Source organism: Streptomyces sp. NPDC000878 (assembly GCF_053599695.1).
The window spans coordinates 193,546-205,620 of the sequence record NZ_JBSFMT010000005.1; the positions used below are offsets into that span (position 1 = coordinate 193,546).

General features: G+C 71.1%; 8 protein-coding genes. 2 read left to right on the forward strand and 6 right to left on the reverse strand.

Annotated features, from left to right (window positions below):
* Positions 1 to 9: 9 nt before the first annotated feature.
* Together ACWDR4_RS07410 and ACWDR4_RS07415 are read right to left on the reverse strand one after the other, a co-directional pair.
* A complete protein-coding gene (locus ACWDR4_RS07410) occupies positions 10 to 1,329 on the reverse strand; it encodes a hypothetical protein (RefSeq protein ID WP_450405018.1) in 1,320 nt (439 codons plus the stop codon).
* Positions 1,329 to 2,714, reverse strand: a complete 1,386-nt coding sequence (locus ACWDR4_RS07415; protein ID WP_450405019.1) for a hypothetical protein — start codon at positions 2,712 to 2,714, stop codon at positions 1,329 to 1,331. Before ACWDR4_RS07415 ends, ACWDR4_RS07410 begins: the two co-directional genes overlap by 1 nt.
* Before the next feature lie 126 nt (positions 2,715 to 2,840).
* Between ACWDR4_RS07415 and ACWDR4_RS07420 the strand changes: the two genes are divergently transcribed.
* Together ACWDR4_RS07420 and ACWDR4_RS07425 are read left to right on the forward strand one after the other, a co-directional pair.
* Complete coding sequence (locus tag ACWDR4_RS07420) at positions 2,841 to 3,278, forward strand: hypothetical protein (RefSeq protein ID WP_450405021.1); 438 nt, start codon at positions 2,841 to 2,843, stop codon at positions 3,276 to 3,278.
* 1 nt (position 3,279) lies between these two features.
* Positions 3,280 to 3,753 (forward strand): hypothetical protein, encoded by a 474-nt coding sequence (locus ACWDR4_RS07425; protein WP_450405024.1) that lies wholly within the window; start codon positions 3,280 to 3,282, stop codon positions 3,751 to 3,753.
* A gap of 43 nt (positions 3,754 to 3,796) precedes the next feature.
* On the opposite strand, the gene ACWDR4_RS07430 is transcribed toward ACWDR4_RS07425, so the two are convergent.
* The 4 genes from ACWDR4_RS07430 to ACWDR4_RS07445 form a co-directional block, all read right to left on the reverse strand.
* Positions 3,797 to 6,406 (reverse strand): hypothetical protein, encoded by a 2,610-nt coding sequence (locus tag ACWDR4_RS07430; protein ID WP_450405026.1) that lies wholly within the window; start codon positions 6,404 to 6,406, stop codon positions 3,797 to 3,799.
* Between the two features lie 199 nt (positions 6,407 to 6,605).
* On the reverse strand, positions 6,606 to 9,956 hold the full coding sequence (locus ACWDR4_RS07435) for a S8 family peptidase (RefSeq protein WP_450405028.1): 3,351 nt from the start codon (positions 9,954 to 9,956) through the stop codon (positions 6,606 to 6,608).
* Positions 9,957 to 10,084: 128 nt separating this feature from the next.
* A complete protein-coding gene (locus ACWDR4_RS07440; protein WP_450405031.1) occupies positions 10,085 to 11,143 on the reverse strand; it encodes an ABC transporter in 1,059 nt (352 codons plus the stop codon).
* Positions 11,140 to 12,072, reverse strand: a complete 933-nt coding sequence (locus ACWDR4_RS07445; protein WP_450405183.1) for an ABC transporter ATP-binding protein — start codon at positions 12,070 to 12,072, stop codon at positions 11,140 to 11,142. Before ACWDR4_RS07445 ends, ACWDR4_RS07440 begins: the two co-directional genes overlap by 4 nt.
* Positions 12,073 to 12,075 lie beyond the last annotated feature (3 nt).

Consider the following 12,075-nt stretch of genomic DNA (forward strand, 5'->3'; position numbering starts at 1 on the left):
TCGTCCTCGTCAGTAGTCCTCGTCGGTGGCGGCTGCTGCGGTCTCGGCGAGGAACGGTGCCGAGGGTGTGTCGTGCGGCGACCCGTCGTGTGCCGTGGGTTCTGTCGCTGCGGTCAGTCGTCGCCGGACCAGCGCGCGGACTGCTTCACGGGCGCGGGCGATACGACCGTCCGGCGCGCCGGGGGCCGGGTCGAAGCCCGGCAGCAGGATGCCGACCTCGATACTCGGCGTGGGTACCCCGCCCAGCAGGTCCGGGTCCAGCTCGCGGCGGCCCGTCCACAGGTCGTCCCGTCTGGTGAGGGGCACGCGGTGCGGGTCGCCGCCGTTGACCTGGACCTCCGCGACGAGCGACGCCCCTGCGGTGGGTGCCGCGCTGTGGGCGACGACCTCGACCTCGATCCGTCGCCGTGCGCCGAGTGCGCGGGCGGTCCAGGTCACGGCGTTCTCGGCCGCGTCGACGAAGCCCGGCGGGTAGCGGCGCCAGTCGTTGGTGCCCTGGCCCCGGGCGATCAACCGGCCCCCTGCGCCGAGTGGTTCGCCCGCCGCCAGGGCGTAGCCGTCGGGCCGGGCGAACAGCGCGCCGGGGTCGGCCTGCGGACCGGCCGGACCTCGCCCGTCCAGGGCCGAACGGAGTTCGCGCAGGGCAGGCCCGTCCAGTCCGGCGGTGTCCGCCGCGTCGTCGATCAGCCGCAGGACGCTCTCCAAGTGGCTTGCCACATCCGCCTGTTGAGGTGCGCCTCGCCACCACTGGAGCAGCGGGTCGAGGGCAGCCTCGTGCTCCGCGATCAGTTCGGCCGCGCAGCCGTCCGGCTGATCGTCACCGTAATCGCCGTCGCCGTCGAACAATTGCTGGCAGTGATGGGTGAGTGCGGCCAACTCCAGGCCCAGCAGGTCCGGTTGGAGGGCGGGTATCGCGTCCGGGTACGAGGCAGGCCACCACCGGGCCGCCCAGTGGCCGAGGGCGAGCCGGGCTGCGCTGCCCGCGAGGGCGGTCGGGTGCGCGATCACTCGTACTCCGGTCAAGTCCCCCGTCGCACGGCCGCAGTCGTGGACGACGGCGGCAACACTCTCACCGTAGAGCGCCCACAGCCACTGCTGGGCCCGCCCCGGATCGTGGATCTCCGCCGACGGCAGGCGATCAGGGTCACCGTCTGCGTCGCCGAGGACCGGCCAGGTCAGGACGGCGCCCGCCGCTTCGAGGACGGTCCAGGTGAAGTCCAAGTCCGGTTCCACTGCGGCCACTTCACCGTACACAGCGATCCGGACCGTGCCGTCCTCGCCCCGCGAGACCCGCACCTCAACGCCTGCCCGAGCCTCCGCCCCCGCCATCACGCGCTCCTCGCCCCGGCCGCCGACGCATGGCTGCCCGTCGACAGGCTGCGCAGCGCAGAGCGGACCCGGGCCCGGTGGTCCATCATCACCGAGCGGGCGACCCCGTCGAGCACCGACCAGGCCGACGCGAGGTCCGGCAGGGGTGCGTCGCGGACGTCCCGGCCGTGCAGCCGTACCCACAGGCGTCGCATGTAGGCGGCCCACGGGGTACGGAGGTCCTGGGCGAGGGCGTCCAGGACGCCGCCGTCCGGGTCGGGGTGCGGCGAGACGGTCATCCGGCGGGCACGCAGCACCGATGCCTCCCGTTGCCAGCGGCTGTTGACGGCACGGTGGGCTGCCGTTCGCCCGGGCGAACCCCCGGTGCCCAGCGGGTCGAGGCCCGCCGCGAGCCGGCCGCCGAGGACGACGGCGACGCGCAGGCTCTCGTCGTACAGGCCGAGCGGGGCGCAGCTGCGGCCGGTCTCCCGCGCGACGAGTTCCGGCACCGTCGGCAGTTCCTCCCGGTGGGCCGACGACTGGAGGACGACGAACAGCCGCTCGAAGAGGGTTCGGTCGAGCGGCGCGGGCAGGGTGGCCGTCGAGGCGCCCCGGCCGACCTCCGGCCGTGGCGGTGTCCGCCGCCCGGTCAGTCCCAGGTGCGTCGGCAGGTCGTCGCGGCCCCACACCCCGCTCGTGTCCGCCCACAGGGCCCGGCCGAACAGTCCGCCGTGGCCCGCCTCGACCATGGCGGTGTACGAGGGTGAGGTACAGGTCAGGCCTGGCGCGCCGCATGTGTCCAGGGCCTCGGCGGCCCGTGCGGTGATCGTCGCCACCGAGGCCGCGTCGGCGGTGGCCAGGGGGCGGCGCTCCCAGGCGGCGGCCAGCTCGCCGTCGAGCCGGAACCGCCGTGCGGCGTCGGCCAGATGGTCCTTGAGCGCGTCCACCGTACGTCCGCCGGGTGTGTCCGCCACCTCCTCGACCACGGCCCTCGCTGTCGCGTCCGCATCGGCATCAGCCGCAGGCGCCCCGTGCTCGGTGGCCAGCTCGAAGCACCGCTGGAAGTACAGGTCCTGCGGGTTGCCCGCGACGATGCCCAGCGCTCGCCGCGCCTTCTTCAGCAGCGTGAACCACTGTGCCGTCGCCGCGAGACGCGCACCGGAGTCCCGGATCAGCCCGTCGAGGCGCGCGGCCTGCGCCGGTTCGAGGAAGTCCGCCGCGAGTTCGGGACGCAGCGCCGGTCTGACGATCAGCGGCAGCACGATCAGCTTGACCGTCCGGGTCAGCGGTGCCCCGCCGGGGCCGCTCAGCGGTTCCAGCCCAGGTCCGAGGCCGCGCCAGGCATGGTCGATGACCAGGGCGCGCGGTCGGCGCTCACCGGTCGGCTGCTGGCTGGAGGGCGGCATGCGAGGAGCGTACGCCGACAAAAAACGGGCCGGACCGGCGCCCGAACCTGGGATCGGTAGGCGTCGCGGGCCGCCTAGCGTCCAGATCGTCATCGTCGGACGAGGCAATCGAAAGGGGAAAAAATCATGGGACTCTTCGGGCGGCGCAAGAGCCGTGAGGAGAAGGCCGCCGAGATCGCGGGCAAGGTGGCGAGCGGCAAGGGTTTCTACGGCCGGACCACGCGCGCGTTCCTCGGCCAGGAGGACTTCGCCAAGGTGCAGCAGTCGATCGGCGCGTACAACTCGGGCCGCGATGTTCAGCAGTTGCTCGCCGCAGGGGTGCCGACCATACCGGCCGTCGTCGTGTCGATCGGCGACACGGGCAAGCTCGTCAACTACGACCCGGTCGTCGACCTGGTCCTCCAACTGCACGGCGCCGCCGACCGGATCGCCCTCCAGACGATCGTCTCCAAGCTGCGGATTCCGCGCGTCGGCGACCAGGTCCTGCTGATCGCCGACCCATCCCGCCCCGGCGCCTACCTCTACGCCGGTGACGGCGTGGCGACGGACAGGCCGGAAGCCTGAGATGCGGGACGGCACGTACGGCACGTACGGCCCCCCGCTGGAACAGGTGGAGCGGATCAGTCGGCTCGAAGCCTTCCTCCTGTACTCCTCCACCGTGCTGCTGGGCCTGTGCGGACCGGTCATGCTGGCCTGTACGTACTTCGCCGGTGCCCCTCTGCTGCTCGGGGGCGTCCTGTGCACCGTGCTCTGCGCTCCCCTCGGCCTCGGCCTCTTCTTCCACGCCCAGGTCGAGAAGGAGAACAACCGGCGGCTCGACGCTTTCGGGGTGCAGGCGACGGCCGAGGTCACCGAGGTGACCCCCTGGGAGGACGCGGACGACTCCGGGACCGCTGTCGGTCTGCGGGTCAGCGGACCGGGGTTCCGGACGTTCGAGGCGACCTGGCGGCGCGCGCCGCACTCCGCCCAGCGGGTGGGCCTTCGACTCGACGCCGTCGTCGATCGGGCCCACGGTCTGTTCCGCATCGAAGTCCGGTGAGCGCGCACGACCTCGCACCAACAGCTGTCGAGTTCCCGCCCGTTCAGTTCCTGACCGTCAGATACAGCCACCCGCCCCAAGTGCTCACGTTCGTCGTGTCCTTGGCGCTGCGCACGTACTCCGCCCGCACCCGGAACCTCTGGTTGACCGCGTTGGTCAGGCTCAGGTGGGTCACCCCCACGCTGCCCGGGGCCAGGGAGAAGCAGGGCGACGTGGTGAGCGTGTGCCAGGTGCCGCCGTAGTACTCCTGGGCCTGGAAGTAGGAGCACTGGCCGGACTTGTCCGGCGTCACCGTGGCGACCACCTGCGGCTTCACGGTGTGGTGGTAGACGCGGTACGGCGTGCCGCTGTAAGTCACGTTCCCGTAGTAGCCGCCGAGCGTCGTCGCGACCCGCGCCTGGTCGTTCACAGCCCGCGTCGCCGACTTCGGGGCGTAGCGGTAGTCGCCCGCGAAGGACGCCGTGAACGTCGTGTTGTGGGTCAGCTTGTACGTGGCCTTCAGGTTGCCCTTGCTGTCCACGGCCGCCGTCTTCACCAGCGTCTTCGTGCCGCCCGCCGGTGTCGCCCAGATCGACACCGTACGGCTGTTGTACGTCGCCCCCAGATGCGCCGTGACCGTGCCCGTCGCGCCGTATGTATAAGTGGACGCGTTCGTCGCCACGGAGACCGTCGTCGCGGCCCGCGACACCTGGACGATCGCCGAGGCGGTCGCCGCCTGGTGCGAGGCGTCCCCCGGATAGCTGACCGTGTACGTGTCGGCGCCGCCGATGCTCGGCGTGTCCTTGACCGTCACCTTGCCGTCCGCACCCACAACGCTCGTCCACCGCACCGGAGTTGTGGTGTGCCCGGCGTCCGTGCGTGTCACGGTCACCGTCTCGCCGCTCGTGTACGGAGCGTCGGTGAGCGTGCCGGTGAAGCTCAGCGCGGCGCCCCGCGTCGCCGTTCCGGGTGCCTTGAGGGTCAGGGCCGGGGTGTACGGGGAGACCTGGACGGTCGCGTCCGAAGAGGTCGGCTCGTGTGTCGCGTCGCCCGCGTAGGAGAGGTGGTAGGTGAATCTGCCCGCGGCGCCCGGAGCGTCCGTGACCTTGAACTCCGTTGTCGCCGGGTCGACTTGGACCGACGGGAGCTGTGCCGTCTCCTGCGTGTCCTCGTTCGTCCGGGAGACCTGGACCGTGGTGCCCTGCGGGAGGCTGCCCTGGTTCAGGGAGGTCGTCAGCGACCCCGTGAACGCCACCGAAGCCGGCCTCGCCGAGGTCAGGTCCGGGAACGGGATCGTCGTCGACAGCTTCGCCACGTTCACCGTCAGCGAGGCCGTCGAGGGGCGGTGCGTCGCGTCGCCGGGGTAGAGCACCTCGTACTTGTAAGTGCCCACATCCTGGCGGGTGTCCGTGACGGCGAACGAGCCGTTCTTGTCCAAGGTGGCGGTGGCGCCCGGGAGTTCCTCGCCGTCCCGGGTCACCCGCAGACTCTCGCCCGTCGGGGTCCAGCCCTTCGTGCTCAGCGTCCCGGTGAAGGTGAACGGCTGCGTCGGGACCGCGTACTGCGGGTGGTTCAGGGCGAGTTCGGTGTCGGTGAGCTTCGACTCGCCGAGCACATTGAGGGTGTAGGCCCCTGCCGCGTCCTTCGTGACCGCGTACAGCGTCGTACCGTCCCCGCCCCACTCCAGGCCGTCCGGGGCCAGGGTGCCGGAGGGGAACGCGACGTGGTTCTCGGCGAGTTGGGAGCCGGCGTAGAGGTACAGACCCGCCGCTGTGCCCGCCGTGGAGCCGACGGCGATCGTCCCGTCGGTGTCGACGGCCAGGGAGTTCGGGGCGGAGTCGACGCCGCCGGTGTAGTAGACGGAGGGGTTGGCGGCGGCGAGGTCGGCGGTGCGGTAGGCCTGGAGGGCGGCCGACTGAGGCGCGGCGAGCAGCAACCGGGCGCCGTCGCCGGTGACTTGGAGGCCCGTCGCCGTACCGCCGTAGACCCCCAGGTCCGCCTTGACCGTCGCCGTACCGGAGGAGACGTCGAAGGTGGCGACATGGCTGAGGTTGCCCATGGGTACCTCGGCCGCGAGGACCCCGCCGTCGGCGGCGAGCACCGGCGCCACCGGCCAACTGACCATCGTGGGCTGAGGAGTTGCCGCCGGATCAGCGGCTGCCGGGTCCACCGAACCGATGGCACCCCTCCCGTCCGCCGCCGCGTCCGTGTAGCCGTACCAGACCTTGCCGCCCGCCACCGCGACCGACACCGGGGCGCTGCCCGTTCCCGTCGGGACGCGGGTCGTCTCACTCAACGTCGCCGTGTCGATCGCGGACAGGGCGTCGCCGTCCGCCAGAGCCGCGTACAGCGTGCTGCCGTCGGGCGACAGGGCGAGGCCCGTGGCGCCCTGTTCACCGGCGATGGTGGTGACCGGGGTGCCGGACAGGTCGGTCACCACGATGCCGGTCGAGCCCGCGCCCTGGCTGAAGAAGATGTGCTGGTGAGCGGTGTCGACCAGCATGTGCGCGTACGTGGACAGCGGCAGCGCGGCCGTGCTGTCGGCCCAGGCGGCGGAGCCGGTGAGACCGGTGAGACCGGTGAGACCGGTGAGACCGATGCCGGCGGTGGTCAGCCCCGCGACGATCGATATCGACGTCGCGAGGGAGAGCGAGGCCTGTCTGGGGCGGCGCATGAAGCTCCTGCGGAGGAGAAAAAGGAGGAAGAGAAAGAGGAGTGAACAGCAGATCGGACGATAACTCCCCTTGCCGACCGACCTGTAGGGATTCGAGTCCCCTCCCGCCCATGAATCCGGTAAGAACAGGCAGACAGGAACAGGGGGCCGGTGCCGCATACGCGGCGCCGGCCCCCTGTTCCTGAGACTGACTGACTGCCTACTTGGTCGTGCGATAGGCCCGATTGATCGTCTGCTTCAGGGTGTTGCCGTCCTTGTCCGTGAGCGTCACGCGCAGGGACACCGTGCCCGCCTTCGCCGGGTGGCGCAGGTCGAGGCGCTTGCCCGCGACCGTCTTGGCCGGGTGCCAGGTGCGGCCGTCGTCGTAGGAGACCGAGAAAGCCAGCTTGCGGGCGGTGCGTGCGGTGGCCGCGCCCTCGACCGCGAACGGCACCGAGAACCGCGTACCCGCCTTGGCCGTGCTCGCCGTGCTCAGCTTGGGCGAGAAGCGAACCGCCGACAGCGGCAGCCGCTGCCCGACACCCGTGACGTGCGCGGAGGTGAAGGTCCACTCGGCCGTCACGCGGGTGGAGACCGACGACAGCGAGGTGGGGCGGGAGACGTCCGTGGTGAGACGGTACGTGCGCTTGGCGGCGGGGAGTTCGTACGAGACGCCGGCCAGGTCCGTGTCCGTGGCGAAGATCTTCGTGCCGCCCGCGTACAGGGTGCTCTTCGCCTTGCTGTAGCGGGAGTCGCCCACATGCCCGGCGCCGTCGGAGAAGAGAGGAAGGTACGCCATGAAGGTGTCGCCGACCCGGACGGCACCCGGACGGTCCTCGTTGCCCGTCAGCGGACCCGTGAGGTGCGGGCCGAAGACCCCGGTGTTGAACCGCTCGGTGTACTGCTTGCCCGCGCTGTACGCACGGGGGTTCGCCGTCCACTGGGCGGCGTCCCACACCGGTTCGCCGTCCGCGTCCTTGCCGCTCTCCTGCGAGACGGAGTACCTCCACTTCACGCCCGGCAGGACGTAGTCGGTGAGGTTGGCCGGCAGGGAGAACTCGGTCGGGTAGAAGTCGGCCCAGCCGCCCGACATGATGGGCGCCGCGACGAGCGACCCCGTCTTGTCCTTGGCGGGCTCACCGGCGGCGATCGTGATCTTGGCGAACTGCGCGCGCTTGAGGTTCGCGGTGAAGCCGGACAGATCGCCGGTACGGTTCATCGCCGGCCGGTAGCTCGTACTGCCGTGCGTCCAGGTGCCGTTGTACTGCGCATACGCCTCCTTCGCGGGCAGCCGGGCGCCGAACTGCCCGACGCGCAGCTTGCTGAAGCTGCCCATCAGGTACGTGGAGATGCTCTGGTTCCCGTCGATGTCGAACCCGAGGTTGAGGGTGGCGTCGGTGTGCTTGGCCTTGCTGTCCGGCACGGTGATCCGGATGGGCTTGGCCTTGCGGGCGTCCATGACGAGGGTGGTGTCCCGGGTGAGCGAGAACTTCGGGTTGACGAGCAGGGCGAGGTTACCGGCGTCAGGGTTCGCGCCCGTGTCGATGTCGATACGGCCTTCGAGGCTGTAACGCCCCTTGGGCAGCCGCACGGTGAACTCGCCGTCCGTGTCGTCCGAGTAGTCGTTCCAGATCTGGTTGTCCAGGCCCTGCACCCCGGTCTCCGAACGCCCGGCCGGCTTGCCCTTCAGGTCGAGGTGCTTGACGGTCAGGTCGTACGACTCGACCTCGCGCTGTACGCCGACACCGGTCCGTACGGAGTTGTTGCCCCCGTCCGTCGCGACGACCGAGCCGCCGAAGCCGCCGTCGGCCGTGCCCGCGCTGCTGTCGGCCGTGACCTGCGCGGTCGCGGTACCGCCCGCCGGCACGGTGAGCTGCTTGGGCGAGACCTCGAACATGCCCTCGGCGGCGGGCTTTCCGTCCTCGCCGTAGGCCTCGGTGGTCAGGTCGAGGGTGAGGGGCGCGTCGCCGTCGTTGCGGTAGGTGATGGTCCTGGTGACCGGCTGGTCGTCGGTGTGCGGCCACTGCTGGGCGGGGAAGCCGAGGGTGGCCGGGGTGGTGGTGAGCTGCTGGCCGAGGGCGCGGACGATGTCCGTACGGCCCGTGCCCTGCGCGAACGCCGAGACACCGGCGGTCGGCTTGGCGGACGCGGTGAGGGCGGCCTTGATGCGCTCGCCGGTCCAGTCGGGGTGGCGCTGGGCGAGGATCGCGGCGGCGCCCGCGACATGCGGGGTCGCCATCGACGTACCGCTCATCGACACATAGCCGTCGGCGGCCGGGGCGCCCTCCGTGCCCTCGGCGGCCTTCGCGGCAACGATGTCGACGCCGGGGGCGGTGAGGTCGGGCTTGAGCGAACCGTCCGCCGTCGGCCCCCGGCTGGAGAACTCGGCCATCGCGTCCTCGCGGTCCACCGCGCCGACCGTGAGCGCGGCGGCGGCGCTGCCCGGCGAACCGACGGTCCCGGCGGCGGGGCCCTCGTTGCCTGCGGCGATCACGAAGAGGGCGCCGGAGGAGGCGGACAGGTCGTTCACGGCCTGTTCGAGGGGGTCGTCACCGGGGCTGTCGGGGCCGCCCAGACTGAGGTTGATCACCTTGGCGCCCTGGTCGACGGCCCACTGCGCCCCGGCGATGATCCCGGACTCCTCGCCGTAGCCGCTGTCGTCGAGCACCTTGCCGCTGATCAGCCGGGCACCGGGCGCGACCCCCTTGTACTTACCTCCGGAGTGCGCACCGGACCCGGCGACAGTGGACGCCACATGCGTGCCATGCCCCACCCGGTCGACGGTGTCCGCGGACTCCGAGAAGTTCTTCGCCGCGTCGATACGGCCCTTCAGATCCGGGTGTGTGCCGTCGACCCCGGTGTCCAGCACGGCGACCTTGACGCCCTTGCCGTCGTACCCGGCCGCCCACGCCTCCGGGGCACCGATCTGTGCGGCGCTCCGGTCGAGGGCCGCCTCCACCTTGCCGTCGAGCCAGATCCGCTCGACCCGCCCGGCGGCGGCCGACATCGCCCGCGCCGACCCCCCGCTCCCGGTGAGCGTCTCCCACAGCTCGGCGCCCTCGGACTTACGGGCCCTGAGCGCGTCCCCGTTCACACTGGGCAGGTCCCGGCTCACCCGGGCCCCGGCGGCGGACAGCGCGCTCGGCGCGAGAGCGCGGCCCTTGGCGTACGTCACGATCAACGGCAGATCGGGGCGGGCGGCATCGTCGTACCCCCACTTCACCAGCTGCGTCACATCGAACAGCCGCCGGTCGGCGGTGCCGTCGGCGAGCAGCCGCTCGGCGTCACGCGGGACGACATACGTCCGGTCGGCGTCCCGCGCTATTCGAAAGGTGGTCCCTTCCCGCCCCTTGGCGGCCCGTACGCCGGTGACCTGCCCGGCGGAGTCCAGGGTCACCCGGTCCCCGGTGACGAGGGTGACGGTCTTCCCCTTACCGAGGGCGCCGAAGGTACCGCTTCCGGTCTGCGCGGCCTGCGACCCCGGCGCACCGAGCAGGGTCACGGTAAGAGCGGCGGCGGTGACAAGAGCGAGCGCCGAAGCCTCACGTGCTCGTCTGTTGCGGTGTTTCAAGGCATGCCTTTCTCTCCGGGCGACCGGATAAGAACAAAGAGTGCGGGCGCGCCCCTTTTAGGGGCGCGGGGAACTGCGCGACCAGCCACAACGGCGCCGCAGCCGAACAACTACCTACCAGCGACTACTCAGACGAGCCGCTTACGACCCCAGACGAAGAGGAACACCGCAACCCCAGCGGTCAGGGCGAACAGAATCGACGCCCCGAACCACTGCATGCCGTTCATCTGCGACATCGGCAGATAGTCCACCGCCCAGCCCACGACATCCGCCTTCTTCAGGCACACCTCACGCGCCGCGTCCGTGTCCCCGCCCGCACACGTGCTCCAGCCGAGCAGGTCACCGCTGCCCGTGCGGTACCACTCGTCGATCTGGTACGCACCCTCGGGCAGCGACGGGGTCGAGTTCTCGCCGACGCCCTTGTTCGTCGTGAGCGTGATGACGTTGCCGAGCGACAGCAGGAAGTAGGACCAGACGACCTGGACGACGACGGTGAAACCGAAGGTGACCACCATGGCCATCAGCGTGCGGCGCAGCACCGCACCGATCGCCACCCCGCCGAAGACGGAGAACAGGGTGAGCGCGACGGGCACCGGGCCCGTGGTGTTGAACGCCTCGGTGGAGGTCCAGTCCAGGACCGTGACCTCGGACTTGACCGGGTTCCACCACCACCCGAACGCGGCCGACAGCGCGGTCATGCTCACGACGACCACCAGCGCGGCCAGCCCCAGCTTCGTGGCCAGCCAGCGGGTCCGGCTCATGGACTGGGCGGCGATCAGCTTGGACGTGCCGTTCTCCAGGTCGCCCGCGAGGAGCGGGGCGCCGAGGAAGACACCGAGCAGGATGGGGATCGTCACGAAAGCGAGGGAGACGGGGGAGAACGCGTTGACGAACGGCGCGAACTCGTTACCCATCTCGGCGAGGCCCTTGGCGGGATAGCCGTGGCTGTCGAGGAAGTCCATCATCTGGCCGCGCCGGTAGACGATCCAGGCCACGGAGAGCGCGGTCGCGGCGAGGATCGTCCAGAACGCGGCCCGGTGCTGGCGCCAGACCAGCCAGTTCATACCGCTGAGCAGGGAGCGCCGGGTGGCCTCCGTGGTCGTCGCGTCGGTGGTCGCGTTCATGGTCCCGTTCTTGCCGTCGGTCTTGCTGCCGTGCGAGGTCGAACCGCTGGTCGAGATGCTCATGCCGCCACCGCCCCGGTGCCGTACGCCTGACCCTGGACCTGGGCGGTCGGGGTGATCAGGGGCGGTGCATCGGGTGAGCGGAGGTAGGCGAGCAGGAGTTCCTCCATGTTCGGGGCGTCCGTCTCCCAGGGGCCGGTGACCGGGCCCTCGGGGCGGATGAGCGCGGTGAACTGCCGTCCGCTGGTCCGGGACTCGACGAGGGTGTGGTGCGCGAGGTCGGCGGGCACGCCGTCGCCCTCCTTGGCGCCCGTGACCAGGGTGTGCACGGACATCAGCTCGTCCACGTCACCGGCGAGGCGTACTCCGCCGCCGGAGACGACGACGAGGTAGTCGCACACGTTCTCCAGTTCGGCGAGGACGTGGGTGGACATCAGCACGGTGGTGCCGCGCTCGGCGGCCTCGGCGAGGAGGGTGCCCATGAGTTCGTGGCGCACGACCGGGTCGAGGTCCGACATCGGCTCGTCGAGGAGCAGCAGGTCCGGGCGCTTGCCGAAGGCGAGGGCGATGGCGACGCGGGTGCGCTGGCCTCCGGAGAGGGTGCTGATCTTCGCGTCGAAGGGCACATTGCCCGCGCGGATGATGTCCTCGGCTGAGCGCTGGTCCCAGCCGGGGTTCAGCTCCCGGCCCAGCCGCAGGGTCTCCGCCACGGTGAAGCGGCGGAACAGGGGCTTCTCCTGGGCGAGGAACGCCGTACGCCTACCGGACTCGGCCGATCCCGGTGCCTCGCCGAACAGGCTGACCGAGCCGTGCGTCGGCTGAAGGACATGGGCCGCGATGCTCAGCAGCGTGGTCTTGCCGGCCCCGTTGGGTCCGACCAGCCCGCAGATCCGACCCGCCGGGAGCCGGAAGGAGCAGTCCCGCAGCGCCCAGCCCCGCCGGTAGCGCATCCCCAGTCCGTACGCCTCAAGCGCCGGCTCCCCCGCGTACATACC

Bases quoted from the DNA above. Each gene is read 5' to 3' on its own strand.
- ACWDR4_RS07410 (WP_450405018.1), bottom strand. From the start codon at position 1,329: ATGGCGGGGGCGGAGGCTCGGGCAGGCGTTGAGGTGCGGGTCTCGCGG.
- ACWDR4_RS07415 (WP_450405019.1), bottom strand. From the start codon at position 2,714: ATGCCGCCCTCCAGCCAGCAGCCGACCGGTGAGCGCCGACCGCGCGCC.
- ACWDR4_RS07420 (WP_450405021.1), top strand. From the start codon at position 2,841: ATGGGACTCTTCGGGCGGCGCAAGAGCCGTGAGGAGAAGGCCGCCGAG.
- ACWDR4_RS07425 (WP_450405024.1), top strand. From the start codon at position 3,280: ATGCGGGACGGCACGTACGGCACGTACGGCCCCCCGCTGGAACAGGTG.
- ACWDR4_RS07430 (WP_450405026.1), bottom strand. From the start codon at position 6,406: ATGCGCCGCCCCAGACAGGCCTCGCTCTCCCTCGCGACGTCGATATCG.
- ACWDR4_RS07440 (WP_450405031.1), bottom strand. From the start codon at position 11,143: ATGAGCATCTCGACCAGCGGTTCGACCTCGCACGGCAGCAAGACCGAC.
- ACWDR4_RS07445 (WP_450405183.1), bottom strand. From the start codon at position 12,072: ATGTACGCGGGGGAGCCGGCGCTTGAGGCGTACGGACTGGGGATGCGC.